The organism is Weissella thailandensis (assembly GCF_001932615.1).
In the GTDB taxonomy this organism is placed as follows: domain Bacteria; phylum Bacillota; class Bacilli; order Lactobacillales; family Lactobacillaceae; genus Weissella; species Weissella thailandensis.
Window position 1 is genome coordinate 120388 of the sequence record NZ_CP014332.1, and the last position, 19210, is coordinate 139597.

A 19210-nucleotide genomic window follows, 5' to 3' on the forward strand; every position below is an offset into this window, starting at 1 on the left:
TCAAAACGACTTTTGTCACGCTCTCCATAAACGTGTTCCAAAAAACTGAAGCCTTAATGTAACAACAATGGCGTAATTCAGCCCCTTCGCTGCGCTACGAGTCAAAATAACGCCGTCATTGTTACAACCGGCTTCAAAGCGTTTTTTGTCACACTCTCCTTTTTAGGCGCTGTATGTTACACTTGATAACGGAAAAACAATCAGAAAAGGGAAATCAATATGGCAGATAAATTAGTACGTGCGGTAACAAATGATGGTAAGTTTCGTGCCATTGCAATTGAAGCAACGGACATGATGAAAACAGTTGCCACGTTTCATGATGCTTCACAATTAGGCATTACGGTTTTGGGACGCGCTTTACTTGGTTCATTGATGGTATCGAATGCTATTCTGAAAGGTGATGAGCGTTTGGCTATCAGCATTGATGGCCAAGGACCTGCGGGCAAAATAGTTGTTGAAGCGTCAGCACAAGGAGAGGTTCGTGGATATGTATCTAATCCACAAGTAACTTTACCTTTAACTTCTCAGGGACAACCCGATGTGGCAAAAGCTGTCGGCACAGATGGCTATCTTTCAGTTAGAAAAGATTTTGGAACGGATGAACCATTTACAGGGCAAGTTGCTTTGGTGACTGGTGGAATTGGAGATGATTTAACTTATTACATGGCTAAGTCTGAGCAAATTCCTTCAGCTGTAGCAGTGTCTGTACTAGTTGATCCAGATGGTTCCGTGGTGACGGCAGGTGGATTTATGATTTCGACATTGCCTGACGCAACTGATGAAGATATCGCATCGTTGGAAGATAAGTTGGCTAATTTTCCAGCAATCTCAACGCAAATGCTTGAAGGGTTTACACCAACTGATTTACTAAATAAACTATTTGGGGCTGATCAAGTGAAAGTGTTGACAACAACTGAAGTTAATCTATACCCAGAAATTGCCAAGCATGATTATGCACGTATGTTAGCAACATTGCCGTTGTCAGAATTACAAGAAATTTTGGCTGAAGACCATGGCATTGAAATTGTTGATCGTTTTACGGGTAAGATTATTAACTTTGACGAAAATGAATTACAAGCTATTATTGCTAGTAAAGATGCAAATGGTTTGTAAAATTAGTCCTGAGACTTGCAAAATGGACGGAAGATTGGCAAACTTATAAATATGTATGGTGGCAACATCAACGAATCAATAAAGGAAAAATGAGGCAGGAATAGGAATATGGCTGACCAACAAGTGTCGTTAAACGACCAAATGATCAAGCGCCGTGAAAAGATGACTGAACTGCGTGATGCAGGTATCGATCCATTTGGTCACCGCTTTGATCGGACGCATATGGCATCTGAACTACATACATTGTATGATGATGTTTCAGGCGAAGATTTAGAAACACAAGCAAATGAAGTTGCAATTGCTGGACGTATGATGACAAAACGTCGTTCAGGTAAGATTAGTTTTGCTGACATTAAGGATCGTTCAGGACGTATCCAAGTGTTCGTACAAAAGCCAGTTGTAGGTGAAGACATCTATGAGTGGTTTAAGAAATCTGATTTGGGTGACTGGTTAGGTTTCAAAGGAACAATGATGAAGACTCGTGCCGGAGAGTTATCATTGAACGTTACTGAAATCACGCATCTTTCAAAGGCTTTGCGTCCTTTGCCAGATAAGTTCCATGGTTTGACTGATGTTGAAACAAAGTATCGTCAACGTTACTTGGACTTAATTGCTAACGATGATTCATTTGAACGTTTCCAAAAGCGTTCAAAAATCATTTCTGCTGTGCGTGCTTACATGGACGGTGATGGCTTTACTGAAGTTGAAACACCAATGCTACAAAATGCAGCCGGTGGTGCAGCTGCACGTCCATTTATTACGCATCACAATGCATTGAACATTGACCTATACATGCGTATTGCGCTTGAGCTACATTTGAAGCGTCTAATCGTTGGTGGTATGGAACGTGTTTATGAAATTGGTCGTGTTTTCCGTAATGAAGGAATGGATCCAAAGCATAACCCTGAGTTTACTGTTATGGAATCTTATGCTGCATTCTGGGACTTAGGCGATGTCATGACTGAAACAGAAAATATCTTTAAGGCAGCTGCTAAAGCTGTTTCTGAAGATCTGACAGTTACTTATCAAGGACAGACGATTGACTTGAGCAAGACGTTTGCTCGTAAGCATATGGTTGATTTAATTAAAGAACAAACTGGTGTTGATTTCTGGCAAGAATATACACTAGAAGAAGCTCGTGCAATTGCCGATGAAAAGGGTGTTAAGTATGAACAATACTGGGGTGTTGGTCATATTATTAACGAGTTCTTTGAAGAATTTGTTGAATCTACTTTAGTTGAGCCAACGTTTGTCTATGGACATCCTGTTGAAATCTCACCATTAGCAAAGAAGGCTGATGATGACCGTTTTGCACAACGTTTTGAATTGTTCATCGCCGGTGGCGAGTATGCTAACGCCTTTACTGAATTGAACGACCCAATCGATCAACGTGAGCGTTTTGAAGCACAAGCGGCAGAACGTGATGCTGGTAACGATGAAGCGGAAGGCATTGACGAAGACTTTATTGAGTCTTTGGAATACGGTATGCCGCCTACAGGTGGATTAGGTATTGGTATTGATCGTTTGATCATGCTATTAACAGATGCTGAAACAATTCGTGATGTTTTGTTGTTCCCAACAATGCGTTAATAGAATTACAAATAAGTATAAAAGGCGATTGAGACATTTATTTTGTCTCAATCGCCTTTTTGTTTTTGATAAAATTAAAGCTTGCATTTTACCGTGCATAGTCGTATTATATAAAAGTTGGGTTTTGGAGATGGTGAAAATAATCAATTCAAAATCCATCAAAACTTATCTAAATTAGAGTGTTGACATTTACAAATGCATACTGTAATATAGTTTAAGTTGTGAGTCGCAACGCTTATTCAAAATTTTGATTTTGAATTTAGTAGTTGACAACCGTTGCGGTTGTTGATATACTGATTAAGTTATGAGACACAACGTAGACCATTGAAAACTGAATATCGTTTCGATGAAACAAATGTGTAGGGTCATCAAGTATTTTACTTGATACAAAACATTTGCGAAGTCAATTCGCTAGTAAATTCGTTTAACTTCTGTTAAACAACAAATAACAAATGAGTTATACTCAAGCTTTTAAAATGAGAGTTTGATCCTGGCTCAGGATGAACGCTGGCGGCGTGCCTAATACATGCAAGTCGAACGCTTTGTCTTTAATTGATATGAAGAGCTTGCTCTGATTTGATTTTATCTGACAAAGAGTGGCGAACGGGTGAGTAACACGTGGGTAACCTACCTCTTAGCAGGGGATAACATTTGGAAACAAGTGCTAATACCGTATAATACTAACAACCGCATGGTTGTTAGTTGAAAGATGGTTCTGCTATCACTAAGAGATGGACCCGCGGTGCATTAGCTAGTTGGTAAGGTAATGGCTTACCAAGGCGATGATGCGTAGCCGAGTTGAGAGACTGATCGGCCACAATGGGACTGAGACACGGCCCATACTCCTACGGGAGGCAGCAGTAGGGAATCTTCCACAATGGGCGCAAGCCTGATGGAGCAACGCCGCGTGTGTGATGAAGGGTTTCGGCTCGTAAAACACTGTTATAAGAGAAGAACGACATTGAGAGTAACTGTTCAGTGTGTGACGGTATCTTATCAGAAAGGAACGGCTAAATACGTGCCAGCAGCCGCGGTAATACGTATGTTCCAAGCGTTATCCGGATTTATTGGGCGTAAAGCGAGCGCAGACGGTTATTTAAGTCTGAAGTGAAAGCCCTCAGCTCAACTGAGGAAGGGCTTTGGAAACTGGATAACTTGAGTGCAGTAGAGGAAAGTGGAACTCCATGTGTAGCGGTGAAATGCGTAGATATATGGAAGAACACCGGTGGCGAAAGCGGCTTTCTGGACTGTAACTGACGTTGAGGCTCGAAAGTGTGGGTAGCAAACAGGATTAGATACCCTGGTAGTCCACACCGTAAACGATGAGTGCTAGATGTTCGAGGGTTTCCGCCCTTGAGTGTCGCAGCTAACGCATTAAGCACTCCGCCTGGGGAGTACGACCGCAAGGTTGAAACTCAAAGGAATTGACGGGGACCCGCACAAGCGGTGGAGCATGTGGTTTAATTCGAAGCAACGCGAAGAACCTTACCAGGTCTTGACATCCCTTGCCAATCCTAGAAATAGGATGTTCCCTTCGGGGACAAGGTGACAGGTGGTGCATGGTTGTCGTCAGCTCGTGTCGTGAGATGTTGGGTTAAGTCCCGCAACGAGCGCAACCCTTATTATTAGTTGCCAGCATTCAGTTGGGCACTCTAGTGAGACTGCCGGTGACAAACCGGAGGAAGGTGGGGATGACGTCAAATCATCATGCCCCTTATGACCTGGGCTACACACGTGCTACAATGGCATATACAACGAGTCGCTAACCCGCGAGGGTACGCTAATCTCTTAAAGTATGTCTCAGTTCGGATTGTAGGCTGCAACTCGCCTACATGAAGTCGGAATCGCTAGTAATCGCGGATCAGCACGCCGCGGTGAATACGTTCCCGGGTCTTGTACACACCGCCCGTCACACCATGAGAGTTTGTAACACCCAAAGCCGGTGCGGTAACCTTTTAGGAGCCAACCGTCTAAGGTGGGACAGATGATTAGGGTGAAGTCGTAACAAGGTAGCCGTAGGAGAACCTGCGGCTGGATCACCTCCTTTCTAAGGAAAATCGGAATCCTGCACATTCAACGAAACGATATTTAGTTTTGAGTGGTTTACACTCAATGAAGACAGAGAGTCGAATCTCTGGGACTGTAGCTCAGCTGGTTTAGAGCGCACCCCTGATAAGGGTGAGGTCGGAGGTTCGAGTCCTCTCAGTCCCATGATATGGGGAATTAGCTCAGCTGGGAGAGCACCTGCTTTGCAAGCAGGGGGTCATCGGTTCGAACCCGATATTCTCCATAGCAACCTGATGGGTTGCTATTAGTTCTTTGAAAACTGAATCATAATTGTAAATTTTTAAATTCATTTAAATTGATTTTTATCAATTAAATTGAGCCGAAAAAATACACCGCGTAATTTTTTGAGTTTTTTAAATAAGTTTAAAATCGCTTGTGACCATTGTGTCACAATACTCAAACGAAATCATCAACGTAAGTTGATCGGTTAAGTTATTAAGGGCGCATGGTGAATGCCTTGGCACTAGGAGCCGATGAAGGACGGGACTAACACCGATATGCCTCGGGGAGCTGTAAGTAAGCTTTGATCCGGGGATTTCCGAATGGGGGAACCCAACTTGTTATGCAAGTTATCGTTTTAATGAATACATAGTTAAACGATGGTAGACGTTGTGAACTGAAACATCTCATTAGCAACAGGAGAATAAAGAAAAATCGATTTCGTCAGTAGCGGCGAGCGAACACGGAGAAGCCCAAACCAGAGTGCTTGCACTCTGGGGTTGTAGGACTACCGTTGTGGAGTTACAAATTTGTTTATTAGCAGAATCAGCTGGGAAGCTGAGCGACACTGGGTGATAGCCCCGTATGCGAAAGTAAGCAAACTCCCGTGTAGGATCCTGAGTACGGCTGGACACGTGAAATCCAGTTGGAAACTGCGAGGACCATCTCGTAAGGCTAAATACTCCCTAGTGACCGATAGTGAACCAGTACCGTGAGGGAAAGGTGAAAAGCACCCCGGAAGGGGAGTGAAAAAGTTCCTGAAACCATGTGCCTACAACAAGTTAGAGCCCGTTAATGGGTGATAGCGTGCCTTTTGTAGAATGAACCGGCGAGTTACGATAATATGCAAGGTTAAGGTGGAAAGACCGGAGCCGTAGCGAAAGCGAGTCTGAAATGGGCGACTGAGTATGTTGTTGTAGACCCGAAACCAGGTGACCTACCCATGTCCAGGGTGAAGGTGTGGTAAAACGCACTGGAGGCCCGAACCCATACATGTTGAAAAATGTTGGGATGAGGTGTGGGTAGCGGTGAAATTCCAATCGAACTTGGAGATAGCTGGTTCTCTCCGAAATAGCTTTAGGGCTAGCCTCGGAAGAAAGCGTGTTGGAGGTAGAGCACTGTTTTGGTGCGGGGCCCATCTCGGGTTACTAAACTAAGATAAACTCCGAATGCCAATCACGTATGTCCGGGAGTCAGACAGTGAGTGATAAGATCCATTGTCGAAAGGGGAACAGCCCAGATCGTCAGTTAAGGTCCCTAAGTGTGTGTTAAGTGGAAAAGGATGTGAAGTTGCATAGACAACTAGGATGTTGGCTCAGAAGCAGCCACCATTTAAAGAGTGCGTAATAGCTCACTAGTCGAGTGATTTTGCGCCGAAAATGTACCGGGGCTAAACACACCACCGAAACTACGGGTGCCACGTAAGTGGCGCGATAGGAGAGCGTTCTAAGCGCAATGAAGTCAGACCGTGAGGACTGGTGGAGCGCTTAGAAGTGAGAATGCCGGTATGAGTAGCGAAAGACAGGTGAGAATCCTGTCCACCATATGACTAAGGTTTCCTGGGGAAGGCTCGTCCTCCCAGGGTTAGTCGGGACCTAAGGCGAGGCCGAAAGGCGTAGTCGATGGCTAACAGGTTGAGATTCCTGTACCAGGTGAACATGTTTGAACGATGGAGGGACGCAGAAGGCTAACGGATCCCAGCTGCTGGAAATGCTGGGCCAAGCAATGAGTCTTAGTGTGAGTTAAATGCTTGCACTTATACGGACAAGTTGTGATGGGGACCGAAATAAAGTAGGGAAGTCTGTGATGTCACGCTGCCGAGAAAAGCTTCTAGTTAGTGTTTACCTGCCCGTACCGCAAACCGACACAGGTAGTCGAGGAGAGCATCCTAAGGTGAGCGAGTGAACTCTCGTTAAGGAACTCGGCAAAATGACCCCGTAACTTCGGGAGAAGGGGTGCTCAGCGCAAGCTGAGCCGCAGTGAATAGGCCCAGGCGACTGTTTATCAAAAACACAGGTTTCTGCAAAATCGTAAGATGACGTATAGGGGCTGACACCTGCCCGGTGCTGGAAGGTTAAAAGGAGTACTTAGTTTCGACGAAGGTACGAATTGAAGCCCCAGTAAACGGCGGCCGTAACTATAACGGTCCTAAGGTAGCGAAATTCCTTGTCGGGTAAGTTCCGACCCGCACGAAAGGTGTAACGATCTGGGCGCTGTCTCAACGAGAGACTCGGTGAAATTTAAAGACCCGTGAAGATGCGGGTTACCCGCGACAGGACGGAAAGACCCCATGGAGCTTTACTGTAGCTTGATATTGAGTGTTTGTGCAGCTTGTACAGCATAGGTAGGAGCCGTAGAAATCGGGACGCTAGTTTCGATGGAGGCAAACGTGGGATACTACCCTCGTTGTATGAACACTCTAACTCACACCACTAAGCGTGGTGGAAGACAGTGTCTGGCAGGCAGTTTGACTGGGGCGGTCGCCTCCCAAAAAGTAACGGAGGCGCCCAAAGGTTCCCTCAGAATGGTTGGAAATCATTCGCAGAGTGTAAAGGCACAAGGGAGCTTGACTGTGAGACTTACCAGTCGAGCAGGTACGAAAGTAGGGCTTAGTGATCCGGTGGTTCCGCATGGAAGGGCCATCGCTCAACGGACAAAAGCTACCCTGGGGATAACAGGCTTATCTCCCCCAAGAGTCCACATCGACGGGGAGGTTTGGCACCTCGATGTCGGCTCATCGCATCCTGGGGCTGTAGTCGGTCCCAAGGGTTGGGCTGTTCGCCCATTAAAGCGGTACGCGAGCTGGGTTCAGAACGTCGTGAGACAGTTCGGTCCCTATCCGTCGCGGGCGTAGGAAATTTGAGAGGAGCTGCCCTTAGTACGAGAGGACCGGGGTGGACGTACCACTGGTGTATCAGTTGTTCCGCCAGGAGCATCGCTGAGTAGCTATGTACGGATGAGATAAACGCTGAAAGCATCTAAGTGTGAAACTCGCCTCGAGATGAGATTTCCCATTCAGAAATGAAGTAAGACCCCTCAGAGATGATGAGGTAGATAGGCTAGAAGTGGACGTGTGGTGACACATGGAGCGGACTAGTACTAATGGTTCGAGGACTTAACCAAGTAGCAAGTGGTGTAAGGCAAGAAATAAGCAATTATGATTCAGTTTTGAGGGAACTAAGTTCACTCAATAAAAACGTGTCGTGATGATGGCACTGAGGTCACACCTGTTCCCATACCGAACACAGTAGTTAAGCTCAGTAGCGCCAAAAGTAGTTGGAGGATCGCCTCCTGCGAGGATAGGACGTCGCGATGCATAATTCCGAATTAGCTCAGTTGGTAGAGCACACGACTGTTAATCGTGCTGTCGTCGGTTCGAGCCCGACATTCGGAGTAATTGCCGACTTAGCTCAGTTGGTAGAGCAACGGTATCGTAAACCGTAGGTCGAGGGTTCGAATCCCCCAGTCGGCATGCGTTCACTCTTACAACCCTTGGTACGAAGGCATTTGTAAGAGTATTTTTTTATTTTGTAGCACTTTTGTAGCACTAGAGATTATTTAGTAGTGCCATTGACTTGTTAGTTTGGTCATTTCTTTGAGTTTGTAGTAAATGAGTGTAAACTGATAATGTAATATCTATGCTTGAATGACCAAGTCTTTCAGAGACATATTTCACATCAACTCCTTGAGATAATAACCAACTAGCATGTGTGTGACGTAGTCCATGAAATGTAATCATTTTATCAGAGTTAATTTCTTTTAGATTACGTGTTAATTGTTTATTAGCTGCTTCATTTGTTGGTGGATAACTGTTAAATCCAGTAAATACAAATCTGGTATTTTGATGTAGTTTGTACCATTCAGTTAAATCTTTAATTAATACATCAGGAACATCAACTTTTCTAGTTGATGTTTTTGTTTTTGTTGGTTTAAACGACTTACGTGGACTATCCCAAGTCTTGTTGATTGAAATAATATTGCTAGTAAAATTAATATCCGTCCATTCTAGCGCTGCAATTTGAGTAGCGACATCCTGTATGAAGTCCCATTAAAATCATCATATCTGTAACAGGGCGTTCTTCAACAGGGCGAGAGACTAAATTACCAACTAATAATTTCATTGTATCGGCTTCTAAAAATTTTAAATTTCGGTCTTTACCAGCAAGACCTGTTGTATTGGTTCCTTGCGTAAAGTCTTTCACTATAACATCTTCTGAAATGGCTGATGTAACCATTTGATGAACATGCATTTTTATTTTCTTAGTTGTTTCTATTGCGTATTTCTTTCCCATGTCATTTAAAAATTTTTGAAATCGTGCTCTAGTCATATTTTCGATTGTGACATTTTCAAATGCTCTATGCAGATGTTTACTAGTTAGCTCATACCATTTTATTGTAGAGTATGTTATAAATGGCTTTTTATATATCTCAAACCAATTATCAAAGTAGACAGGAAATGGCGTTTTGGTATTAAAAGTAATCGCATGTTTTTGTTTTGCCACCTCCACTTCATTTGCCCAGCCTTGAGCTTCTGATTTTGTCCTGAAGCCTGATTTTGTTTTTCTACGACGCTCACCATCCATCAATACAAAAACGTTTGCAGTCCAAGTCTTACCACGTTTATAAATGCTTGCCATTAGTTTAAACCTAACCTTTCTTGCTAAAAATTAGACAGTTTATTGACTTATCTGGGTCTTGTTATACTTGTTGATAGAACAAAAGCGCACTAATGCTTTGTTAATATTATTTGCACATCCATCTGTTTGGCGACGGGGGATGTGTTTTTTTTGGTATTTTATAATGTCAATATTGTTGGTGAAAATACATTTGGTAAATCAAGTTTAGAAAAATCTTTATCATTAGAAAGAATTGCTGCACCTTTTTCTGATGCAATTTGAACCAAAACAGCATCTGTGAAGTCGAGTTTTGCTCGGGTCATTAATTCTAAAGTCGATTTTGATAAATTATCAATGGTGTCAACATATTGAACGGTTAATCCTTGTTGATCAAGAAAATAATATAAAGTAGTTACAACTTCTTTTATAATTTCATTATATTTTTCAGTATTTCTAAAATTGTGTTTAAACCCATAATTTGATAGTACATCTACGCCGTTAAATTCATTTGGATGTTCTTTTGCATATGTCCTGAGATAAAGATTGATATATTCTGAAACAACATGACTGTTAATAAATATTGGTACTTTTTTAATTATCAATTCTTTTAGTACATCACCAGAAGTTCCAGAAGTTGTATTGCTTCCAGGTATTGGCATCCAAGAATATAAAATATTTGTATCAATTAAAACAGGTTTAGTCTTTTTAAGATATTCTAATGCGGGATGTGTAATTGGTTTTGACATAATTAATATTCTCCATTTTTATCCCTTGCATTCTCAATAACCTTTAATATCGTTTTATACTGAGGTATATTAATTTTTTGTGTATCAACTTTGACTAGTTCAGATATAGTTTTTCCATCAGCAACCTTGTATAAATTACCTATTGCTTCGTTCAAAAAAGAAGTCGTCAAAGTTTCAATGTCAGAAAAGTCTAATTCTGAAATAATTGATTTTTGAATATTTTTAGAAATAATGTTAAATATTATTTGTGCATCGTCAGAAGTGACTGCAATCTTTCCATCTATTTTTTTTGAAATATTAATTTTTTGAGTTTCCATAAATAATTTTCTCCCTAACTAAAAAGGTAATTCAGCAGAAATGGTCGTTGAAGTTTGATTTGTATCTTGTTTTTTAATTCTATCATTTAAAAATGAGATTCTAACATAAGTTCCATTAAACTTTTGACTAAGAGTATTTTTCGATATAATTCCATCTCTATTGAGCTTCCAAAATCCGTTTCCAGATACAATAATTAATTCACCGTTACCAATTAAAGAGTCCCCAATATAGGATAGACCCATTCCTCTTGGTTGTTTGCCACTTTTTGAAGTATTACCTGGTTTCGTGGCCCAATCAATCAAGTTTACATCGGTATCATTTATTTGTGCGCCGGTTTTAACAGTTAAAGGAATACCTAATCCATTATCTGAAATAGCAAGCCTAAATTCATTTTTATTAGGATAATATTGACCTGCAAATATTAAGTTCTCTGATCTTGAATGATCTGATATGTTTCTCGCTAATTCAAAAATAGATTCACTGAATCCTAATTGATTCTCATAAGTTTCAAAGTTAGCTCCCCATTTAGGGTGAGAAAAAAGTTCTTCGTGTAGATATTCGGAAACACTTGATAAATCTGATTTTTTTAATCCACCATTGGTTATCTTTATTACTGAAAATTTAACTGTATATCCAGTAGTGGTTGCATGGTAGTTGGAATCACTAAGGTAATGTTCAAGAAAGTTATTTTTAAAAAGTAATTTTTCTGATTCTGTAGGTTTAGTATGATGCCGTAAAAAAAGGGTTAAATCTGGACGTCTAGTATTTAAATTTTCAAATAAAGCTCCAAGTAATGCTGATATTTCACTATCAATCCATTTCAAATTTTCTGTGTCAAATATAACATCGGAATATTCGGGTGTAATACCATGAAATTGATTCAAAATATTATTTATGCTTTGTACATTAGTATATAGTGAACTTGGAAATGTTATTTTGTAACTTTTACCCAAAATATTTTCCTCCATTTGGTTAATACATTTGTCACCGGCAGGGTGGTTTTTTATTTACTGTTTATTTCTGCACGTAAGGCTTCATTTTGCCGTTGCAATTGTTTAATTTCTTTAACATTCATATCAATTAAGCGAAAATCATCGGAGTAATTTTCATGATGTTGCTTTTCCCAAACTCCTACAGCTTTTAACGTGAATCCTTTCTGCACGTATATGTATGCCACCAGTAGGGTGGCTTTTTTATTTGATTCGATCATGACATCGTGTGCCTTATAACATCATCAGGTGCTATTCAATGTTAAAATAAATGAAAAGCAAATCATGAGGAGGGAACAATGAGAATCGATTTAAATAAAAACGATGCTGCTAAACTCAATTACTTGTTAGATTTATTAAAGACATTGGCAGATAATTTTGATACTTATTATTTTTATGAAATAGAAAATTATGTAATGTTTGACAAAAATGGAAATCTTATCAAAGAATCATTACAAATTGATAATATGAATTTTATTGATCGGATTCAACATGAGCTTTCTTATAATTCAGAGAAGGAATAAAGTAATGTTCATATGCTCTTTTTAGAGCTGTAAATAAAGTTTCAACCTCTTGCACATTGGCAAATCCTGAATCATGATGTGAAACTGCATTTCTTGTTAAATATCCACGTTCCATATCAAGCACTTCTGCATTCCCAAATCTAATCTGTTGGTCTTCGGGAAAATTCTTAGTGAAGTTACGCAATTCTCTCATTTTGTCTTGGAAGTCAATATGCGTTGGATTGTCTCTATGTATTGCAAAGCGTGATTTTCCATAGTTGACAGCTGTTTCATAGTAGATATACTCCATCAAACTTCCTATCGATGATGCCGCAACGAAGAACCAACCATTGTTGTATGCGCCTAAAATTTGGCTTAAGTTGTAAGTAAATTGTTCGTCATCTATCGTTTCAATTAATTCCTGGAAATCAAACTTTGATTTATTAAAAAGATTAGTATTAAAAGTGACCAACTCAAATTGCTTTTTTGACAGTAAATCTGTTTTTTGTGTTATCTCTCTTTTTAACCAATGATCCGTAAAGTCCCTTGATGCACTGATTGGATCAAGCACTGCTATTATTTTGTTAAATGACTCTGGAATTATTAACTCAAGGTTGATGTTCTGAAGCAAATTTTGCTTAATTAGGTAGGCTATATATTTTTCATCATCAAAAATGTCATCAACATTTAAATCTCCATCTAATTGACCTCTAAAGTCTCGTTCTATAAAGGAGTCTTTAGATTTATTGTTAATCACGGCAAAGACAGTATATCTTGGTTGAACAAAATAAATATCAAAGTGATTCTGTGTTATTGTTAACAATTTTTGATTTTCTTCGTTAATCTGATTCTTTTCAATTAAAAAATCAATACGATTTCTAAAATTTTTAATAAATTCAGAGTCTTGTATCATTATAATTTCTCCTTGCCATCTTCATGGGTGGCTTTTTTATTAGCGTTGGACTTAATTTCGTTCCTAGTTTCATCAAATATTTTTTTCCACTGCTTCATCTTTTCAAGTTCTTCATCAGTAAAATCACCATTATGAGTATTTTCACTTAATTCACGTAATATTTGCATGTTCGATTTACTATTGGACATTCTTAAACCCTCCTTAGCCATCTTCACGAGTGGTTTCTTTGTTTATTCATAAATCAGATCTTTAACCAGTGGCTCAAACCAACTAGGTAGGTTAAATTCGGTCATAAAATCTGACCAGTTGCGATATTCATTAGGTGTATCTATGTATACTAGCCTTGCAATTATACGGATAGCTCGTTCGTTAGTTTCTCGTTCCTCTTTATTTTTGATGTAAGGGGAGAACCTGTATAAAAATGACGGGTTAGAGAATTCAATGTGACTAATCTCATGAGCTAACCTAAAAGCAACACTAATACGTGAATTATAGTTACGATTTATGTTAATAATTCTATCGTTGCAAAAAGCAACGTCTGGGTCATTTGGCCCGCCTAAAATATCAGTTATTACAATGCCTGACTTTTCAGCCATAGCTAATAACTGCCTTAAAAGTTCTTCGTGCATAGGCTTACTTACCGTTATCTTTCATGGTATTAAGCATAGCAAGAAGGGCTCTCTTATATTCTTCTGATAATGGTTGGCCATCAAACATAGCCATACCTTCTTCTGACAATGCTTTGTCTAGATCTACTGGTTCCTTTCCAGTAGATTTTTTATTTGTTTCCGTTTTATCTTCTACTAAGTCTGCTTTAGTAATGCCAAAGTAATCAGCTAGAAGTTCTATTTTGTCAATTCGAGGGTAGGTTTCAGCAGATAACCAATTATAAAAAGTAGAGTTTTTAATATTTAGATCATCTATGATGTTAGTCCCGTTTTTCCCGTTTTTATTCATGTAGTAACGTAAATTGTCGGCAAATATTTGCTTGCTTTTATTATCAGCCATAATGCCTCCTTCCTAATATATCAACTATTATACGTTGTTATTAAGCTAAAATCTATTAAAATACAACAATAATGTTGACACCCCGTTAAACGGGGTTTATAATTTATGTATACCTTATCGAAAGGAGAGAAGATGTGAGTGGTAAATATACGTTAGCCCAACTAAGGGCAGGAAAGAATTGGTCACAAGCAAACACTGCAAGTGCCTTGGGTGTTAGCACAAATTCTTGGTTTAAATGGGAGAACGGTATCTCATTTCCAACTCAACCAAATGTTGATAAGATTCTTAGAGTTTTTAACGTCAAATATGATGACGTTATTTTTTAAATCAAAAACCCCGTTTAAAGGGGTTTTAAAAATAACAAAAGGGGTAACTTATGACTACAGTAGAACAACTAGTTGAACTTCAAAATGGAGAACCAACGACAACATCATTACAGGTAGCAGAAACATTTGGTAAGAAACATGAAAATGTCTTAAAAGCTATCGATAACATCGTTAAAGGGGGTCTCGTCAATATTAACGAGACCCTCAGAAACAAAGCTATGGCTTACTTTGAGCTAAGTAGCTACAAAAACGAACAGAATCACCAAAGGTATCGCATGTACAAAATGAACTATAAGGGTTTCACATTGTTAGCAGGCGGGTTTACAGATAAAAAGTTCATGGAATACAAAGTAATGTTCGTTGAGCAATTTGACCACATGCAGTATTACATCCAAGAACAACAGCAACAATTCTTCGCACCAGAAACAGTTGATCAACAAATCAAGCGGGAGCAATTAGCAATCGCTAAGGATAATAGCAATAATGCAAAAAGTCGGGAAGTTCGTTCATGGTTGAAGTTAATGAAGAACAAACCTGAAGCAGTTGAAATGGCAGCACCAAAGGTCATGAGCATTCTGTTGGACTTGCCAGAAGAACAATTGCAAATTGAACCTGCTCATCGATACATCTACAGTGCTGAAGAAATTGGCAAAAGATTAGGTGTTGATGCATATGCCATTGGTATTGCAGCACAAAAGCTAGGTTTAAAGGCTACTCGCAAAGAACATCAAAACCGTTGGTCACAAAATAATCTAGTGGGTGCTACAAGCGATGATCAGAAAAGCCGGTGGATGTATACAGAAGAGGCATTTAAGGAAATCAAGAGTTACTTGGAGGTATAGAAAATGGTAGAAGGAGCAACAATACAACTGCCAATAGAAATGCTGACACATTTGAGTGAGTCAGTCGTTGAACAAGCAGTTGCTTTGGCTGAACAAAACATCCTACATCATGATGAATTTGTTCAATTAAATCGCACCGCAAAAACACCAAATAATAAACGAACTTTGGAAGATTATTTAGGTGGCATGAGTTTAAGGGACTTTAATTACTACTGGCGAAGAAGAGTTGAAGCTGAACCTGGTCTAACAATCCCAAAGGGGGAAAGACAACTGTTGTATCACGGTCGAAAAGTCCAACAGTATATTGCAGAACATGCAGATGAAGCTCGAAATAGGAGGAGATAGAACATGAACGAGTTGTTAATGGCGTTACAAATAATTTCAGATCATGGGGCACAAATACTGCTTACTTGGATAGCGGTAATGCTAACAATTTTGGTGTTAGCAAAATATGGAGAAATGATTTGGAAAATCATCCAAGGCTTAGTCCTAATGATTTGCTGGTTACCAATATTCTTGGTAGCTGGTCAAGAGAGAGCCGATGCTATTAAGCCAAAGAAGGTTGCTGATGATATCGATTGAGTTAGCAATAGCATTGAATAATGAACGTAATCATGTGTTTGGCAGTTACTTATTTGCACCGGATATGGCGGTACAAGTCTTACGTATGCGGGCTGAATTGGAACAAGAAATTAACGCAGATATACGAAAAAACGCCTAACCATGGCACTGGTAAGACGTTCGGGTAATTGAGTATGATAGCCAAATTACCCTTCTAACTTAACACAAGGAGGCACTATATGCCAAATGACTGGATAGATCCACCAGATGATGAAGCACCTTGGGGCTATGACTTCGAGGGTGACGAAATCTATTTAGGAGACAGAATTGTGGAAATAGATGGTGAGTACATTCCACTAGAAAAGTCTGAAACATGGATAAAAAACAACGGTTACAAAGTTAATACGGAGGAAAGACAATGACAGAGACATTCAATATTGCAAAAACTGCATCACAACAATTAGTTGCCAACTCAGTAACTAAAGATTTTCAGGATCTAGTTGAAGCACAAGGCTTTAAAGTACCTGACGGGTACCATGTTGCAAATGCACTACAAGAGGTGGTGGCAACATTGCCAACGGTAAAGGGTATTACCAGCGTATCGGCAGATTCAATCAAAAAGACATTGTTTGACATGGTTGTACAGGGGCTAAACCCGGCAAAGACTCAAGTTTATTTCATTGCATACGGTAATCAACTACAAATGCAACGATCATATTTTGGAACACAACAAGTTCTAAAACGTTTGAAAGATATCAAGGATATTCAAGCATATGTTGTACGCAAAGATGAAGAATTTGATGTTGATTACGATGAGAATGGCGGCTTGATTGTCAAAGCACATCACACTGATTTCATGAAGCTAGACAACGAAATTGTCGGAGCCTATGCAGTAATTACTAAGGCTGATGGGGAAAAGCAATACGAGGTCATGACTAAGAAACAAATTGATACATCATGGGGACAAGCAAGGTCTACCAATGTTCATAAAAAGTTCCCTGAAGAAATGGCAAAACGTACGGTTATCAACCGAGCAGCTAAGAATATTATCAATACTTCAGGAGATGACGATAACTTGATTGCAGCGATTAATAGCACCACGGCCAATGAGAATAATTATGATGACGAGCCTAAAGATGTAACGCCAGCACCAAAGCAAAATGCCTTATCTCGCATGGCTAAGGTTGCTGTAAAGGAACCAGAAAAAGTTAAACCAGAACCTGTTGAAGAAGTCAGTGAACCTGAGCCAGAACCAGCTGAAAAGCAGAACGTCATAAGCGACGCAGAATTGCCGTTTAACGACGAAACGACCCAAACTGAAGAATTACCCGAAGAACCAGTTAAAAGCGCACTTGAGCAAGTAAATAGCGAAAATACGGTAGTAGAAATAAAACACTGGTTAGATCAACATCATATGTTGTATCAACAGAGCGCAACTAAAGCCCAATTGCTAGAACGAGTAGCAGATTACTTGAATGAGCAAGAGACTAACCCTGATGAAGAGATTGACATGGGTGACACGCCTTATCAACCAGATGAATTTTGGGGATAAATCATGGCAGAAGAATTAGATTATTACGACCCAAGAGAAGCGTATATTCACATGCACGCATCTACTTTCAAGAACTTCTTGTTCAACGGGGAAGCAGAAGCATTAGCAAATATGGCAGGCACTTATAACATCTTTGATGACGATAAAGCCGTGCTAGTAGGTAATTTCTTACATTCGTATTTTGAAAGTCCACAGGCTCATCAAGCGTTTATTTATGAACATCCTGAAATCATTTCACAACGTGGCAAGACAAAGGGTGATTTAAAAACGGAATTCAAAGTTGCTCAAAAAATGATTAAACGCATTGAAGCAGACCCAGTCATTATGACATTAGTAAACGGTGCGCCTGATAAAGAGTATGTCATTGACGGTTCAATAAATGGTGTTGATTGGCGTGGCAAGTTAGATGCGGTGAACTTAGAAGAACAGTATTTTATCGATTTCAAAACAGTTAGATCACTGAAAGAATTTCACGGTTTGATTGGTGGTGAATGGTCTGACTACTACAACGAATACGAGAATTTTTTCATCAGTAGGGGCTACCACATTCAAATGGCAGCTTATCAAGAAATGTTACGCCAAATGACTGGCAAAGAATTTGAAGTCTACATTGTGGCAGTGAGTAAAGAAGATGAGCCATTAGCTGATATTTACAAGATTGAGCAGGAAACATTGGATCGTGGCATGCGTGAAATTTTAGCAAAGCAAGACCATATCGTCAGGCTAATCAATGGCGAAGAGAAACCGGTTCAAGCAAAAACATACAGTAGATTGTATCGGTCAACATATCGTGTTGATCCAGAAAATGTAGGAGTTTTGTAATGGATTTATGGGGGAAAATTACAGCGATAAAGGGTAATCAAGTAGTTATCACGCTTGAAAATCGTGAAGAGTTGGCTAATTTATCCCTATTCACAACTGCAGAGCAACCACAAGTAATTGTGGACGTGCAAGATGAACGGCATTTAAGTAAACTGCAGCGCAAAAAAGCGTATGCAATCATTGCAGAAATTGCTAAATGGTCGGGAATGTTTCCCGAAGAGTGTAAAGAGTGGATGAAGTATTACTTTACTGCTGAAACAGGTAATCCATACTTTAGCTTTTCCGACACGGATATGACCACGGCTAGACGATTTATCACATTTCTATTGGACTTTGCGATTAGAAACAAAGTGCCGATGAAGCATAGCGGTATGACCTATCAAGACGATTTGGATATGTACATGTATATGTCACTGAAACATCGGTCATGCGTAATTTGTGGCAAAGATGCGCAGATACATCATATCGACACTGTTGGAATGGGTAATGACCGTAAATTGGTTGATCATCGACGCAAACATTTAATTGCTTTGTGTGAAGAACACCATGAAGAGACACATCGAATTGGCTGGCCAACGTTCAAATCTAAATATCATGTCAAAGGCATTTTATTAGATTCGAAAACGCTAAATCAGCTCGGAATTATGGCTTATAAACGAATGGAGGAAATTGATAATGATACGCAGAGAAAGACGTAAAAGTAATTTCAGTCAGATCCCGAATGAAACTTTACGTGATGCAGATTTATCAAACAGCGCATACAGATTACTGATGTACATGTTATCAATGTCAGATGATTGGATATTCAGAAATAGCAAGGTTGCAAAAGACCTAGGGCACAACGCTCGTTGGGTATCAAATAATATTTCTGAACTCGAAAAAGCCGGTTATATCACTCGCAATAGGGTTAGAAATAAGCGTGGTCAAATCATTGAATGGGAACGGATTTTGCATGAATCACCACATGTCGCAAAAGGGACATCTGGTAAACGTTGATATGACGGGATTAGCCACATGTCGCAAAA

General features: G+C 39.7%; 23 protein-coding genes, 4 tRNA genes and 3 rRNA genes. 20 read left to right on the forward strand and 10 right to left on the reverse strand.

Features of this window, described 5'->3' with window-relative positions:
- Positions 1-219: 219 nt before the first annotated feature.
- The 9 genes from hslO (at position 220) to FOL01_RS00615 (ending at position 8461) form a co-directional block, all read left to right on the forward strand.
- The gene (gene hslO / locus FOL01_RS00575) at positions 220-1113 is read left to right on the forward strand and encodes an Hsp33 family molecular chaperone HslO (protein ID WP_075268830.1); all 894 of its coding nucleotides are present in this window, start codon (positions 220-222) and stop codon (positions 1111-1113) included.
- Positions 1114-1221: 108 nt separating this feature from the next.
- A complete protein-coding gene (gene lysS, locus FOL01_RS00580) occupies positions 1222-2703 on the forward strand; it encodes a lysine--tRNA ligase (protein WP_075268831.1) in 1482 nt (493 codons plus the stop codon).
- A gap of 472 nt (positions 2704-3175) precedes the next feature.
- Positions 3176-4750: ribosomal RNA gene (locus FOL01_RS00585) — 16S ribosomal RNA — on the forward strand.
- Positions 4751-4839: 89 nt separating this feature from the next.
- A tRNA-Ile gene (locus FOL01_RS00590) sits at positions 4840-4914 on the forward strand.
- Between the two features lie 6 nt (positions 4915-4920).
- Positions 4921-4993 (forward strand) — tRNA-Ala (locus tag FOL01_RS00595).
- Positions 4994-5195: 202 nt separating this feature from the next.
- Positions 5196-8112 (forward strand): 23S ribosomal RNA (locus FOL01_RS00600).
- Between the two features lie 76 nt (positions 8113-8188).
- Positions 8189-8305: ribosomal RNA gene (rrf, locus tag FOL01_RS00605) — 5S ribosomal RNA — on the forward strand.
- The 16S, 23S and 5S rRNA genes sit together here with 4 tRNA genes alongside, the layout of an rRNA operon.
- Before the next feature lie 5 nt (positions 8306-8310).
- Positions 8311-8383: transfer RNA gene (locus FOL01_RS00610), tRNA-Asn, on the forward strand.
- A 5-nt stretch (positions 8384-8388) separates the two neighbouring features.
- Positions 8389-8461, forward strand: a tRNA-Thr gene (locus FOL01_RS00615).
- 75 nt (positions 8462-8536) lie between these two features.
- On the opposite strand, the gene FOL01_RS10755 is transcribed toward FOL01_RS00615, so the two are convergent.
- The 6 genes from FOL01_RS10755 to FOL01_RS00640 all read right to left on the reverse strand — a co-directional run bounded on the left by FOL01_RS10755 (position 8537) and on the right by FOL01_RS00640 (position 11846).
- Positions 8537-9028, reverse strand: coding sequence for a site-specific integrase (locus FOL01_RS10755; protein ID WP_083603382.1), 492 nt, complete (start codon positions 9026-9028; stop codon positions 8537-8539).
- Positions 8979-9626, reverse strand: a complete 648-nt coding sequence (locus FOL01_RS10760) for a site-specific integrase family protein (protein WP_083603383.1) — start codon at positions 9624-9626, stop codon at positions 8979-8981. The genes FOL01_RS10755 and FOL01_RS10760 overlap by 50 nt, the downstream gene beginning before the upstream one ends.
- A gap of 158 nt (positions 9627-9784) precedes the next feature.
- Positions 9785-10351, reverse strand: a complete 567-nt coding sequence (locus tag FOL01_RS00625; RefSeq protein WP_075268832.1) for a type II toxin-antitoxin system VapC family toxin — start codon at positions 10349-10351, stop codon at positions 9785-9787.
- A gap of 2 nt (positions 10352-10353) precedes the next feature.
- Positions 10354-10668, reverse strand: a complete 315-nt coding sequence (locus FOL01_RS00630) for an STAS-like domain-containing protein (RefSeq protein WP_075268833.1) — start codon at positions 10666-10668, stop codon at positions 10354-10356.
- Between the two features lie 18 nt (positions 10669-10686).
- On the reverse strand, positions 10687-11637 hold the full coding sequence (locus tag FOL01_RS00635; protein ID WP_156834956.1) for a hypothetical protein: 951 nt from the start codon (positions 11635-11637) through the stop codon (positions 10687-10689).
- A gap of 35 nt (positions 11638-11672) precedes the next feature.
- Complete coding sequence (locus FOL01_RS00640) at positions 11673-11846, reverse strand: hypothetical protein (RefSeq protein WP_156834957.1); 174 nt, start codon at positions 11844-11846, stop codon at positions 11673-11675.
- Positions 11847-11957: 111 nt separating this feature from the next.
- On the opposite strand from FOL01_RS00640, the gene FOL01_RS00645 reads away from it, so the two are divergent.
- Positions 11958-12182, forward strand: coding sequence for a hypothetical protein (locus FOL01_RS00645; protein WP_075268836.1), 225 nt, complete (start codon positions 11958-11960; stop codon positions 12180-12182).
- Here the strand turns inward: FOL01_RS00645 and FOL01_RS00650 are convergent.
- From FOL01_RS00650 to FOL01_RS00665, 4 genes are read right to left on the reverse strand one after another with little or no spacing between them, the layout of a single operon-like run.
- Positions 12133-13074: a hypothetical protein gene (locus FOL01_RS00650; RefSeq protein ID WP_075268837.1), complete on the reverse strand. Its 942-nt coding sequence runs from the start codon at positions 13072-13074 to the stop codon at positions 12133-12135. The two genes, FOL01_RS00645 and FOL01_RS00650, sit on opposite strands and share 50 nt — an antisense overlap.
- Entirely contained in the window at positions 13074-13262 is a 189-nt protein-coding gene (locus tag FOL01_RS00655) for a hypothetical protein (protein ID WP_075268838.1), read from the reverse strand. The genes FOL01_RS00650 and FOL01_RS00655 overlap by 1 nt, the downstream gene beginning before the upstream one ends.
- A gap of 42 nt (positions 13263-13304) precedes the next feature.
- Complete coding sequence (locus FOL01_RS00660) at positions 13305-13703, reverse strand: M78 family metallopeptidase domain-containing protein (RefSeq protein ID WP_052348422.1); 399 nt, start codon at positions 13701-13703, stop codon at positions 13305-13307.
- A gap of 4 nt (positions 13704-13707) precedes the next feature.
- A complete protein-coding gene (locus tag FOL01_RS00665; protein ID WP_075268839.1) occupies positions 13708-14082 on the reverse strand; it encodes a helix-turn-helix domain-containing protein in 375 nt (124 codons plus the stop codon).
- Positions 14083-14216: 134 nt separating this feature from the next.
- Here FOL01_RS00665 and FOL01_RS00670 point away from each other — a divergent pair, with 134 nt between their 5' ends.
- The 10 genes from FOL01_RS00670 (at position 14217) to FOL01_RS00710 (ending at position 19181) form a co-directional block, all read left to right on the forward strand.
- On the forward strand, positions 14217-14408 hold the full coding sequence (locus tag FOL01_RS00670) for a helix-turn-helix domain-containing protein (RefSeq protein ID WP_052348421.1): 192 nt from the start codon (positions 14217-14219) through the stop codon (positions 14406-14408).
- A gap of 50 nt (positions 14409-14458) precedes the next feature.
- Positions 14459-15250 carry a Rha family transcriptional regulator gene (locus tag FOL01_RS00675; RefSeq protein ID WP_075268840.1) on the forward strand — a complete coding sequence of 264 codons (792 nt, stop codon included), beginning with the start codon at positions 14459-14461 and terminating at the stop codon, positions 15248-15250.
- 3 nt (positions 15251-15253) lie between these two features.
- Positions 15254-15595, forward strand: a complete 342-nt coding sequence (locus FOL01_RS00680; RefSeq protein ID WP_075268841.1) for a hypothetical protein — start codon at positions 15254-15256, stop codon at positions 15593-15595.
- 3 nt (positions 15596-15598) lie between these two features.
- Positions 15599-15832, forward strand: coding sequence for a hypothetical protein (locus FOL01_RS00685; protein WP_075268842.1), 234 nt, complete (start codon positions 15599-15601; stop codon positions 15830-15832).
- Positions 15819-15971, forward strand: coding sequence for a hypothetical protein (locus tag FOL01_RS10940; protein ID WP_156834958.1), 153 nt, complete (start codon positions 15819-15821; stop codon positions 15969-15971). The genes FOL01_RS00685 and FOL01_RS10940 overlap by 14 nt, the downstream gene beginning before the upstream one ends.
- A 79-nt stretch (positions 15972-16050) precedes the next feature.
- The gene (locus FOL01_RS00690) at positions 16051-16233 is read left to right on the forward strand and encodes a YqaI family protein (protein ID WP_042493169.1); all 183 of its coding nucleotides are present in this window, start codon (positions 16051-16053) and stop codon (positions 16231-16233) included.
- Entirely contained in the window at positions 16230-17363 is a 1134-nt protein-coding gene (locus FOL01_RS00695; RefSeq protein WP_075268843.1) for a RecT family recombinase, read from the forward strand. Before FOL01_RS00690 ends, FOL01_RS00695 begins: the two co-directional genes overlap by 4 nt.
- 3 nt (positions 17364-17366) lie before the next feature.
- Positions 17367-18185: an LCABL_13060 family 5'-3'-exonuclease gene (locus FOL01_RS00700; RefSeq protein ID WP_075268844.1), complete on the forward strand. Its 819-nt coding sequence runs from the start codon at positions 17367-17369 to the stop codon at positions 18183-18185.
- Positions 18185-18883: a putative HNHc nuclease gene (locus FOL01_RS00705; protein WP_075268845.1), complete on the forward strand. Its 699-nt coding sequence runs from the start codon at positions 18185-18187 to the stop codon at positions 18881-18883. Before FOL01_RS00700 ends, FOL01_RS00705 begins: the two co-directional genes overlap by 1 nt.
- Positions 18861-19181 (forward strand): helix-turn-helix domain-containing protein, encoded by a 321-nt coding sequence (locus FOL01_RS00710; protein ID WP_075268846.1) that lies wholly within the window; start codon positions 18861-18863, stop codon positions 19179-19181. Before FOL01_RS00705 ends, FOL01_RS00710 begins: the two co-directional genes overlap by 23 nt.
- The last annotated feature ends 29 nt before the right edge of the window (positions 19182-19210 follow it).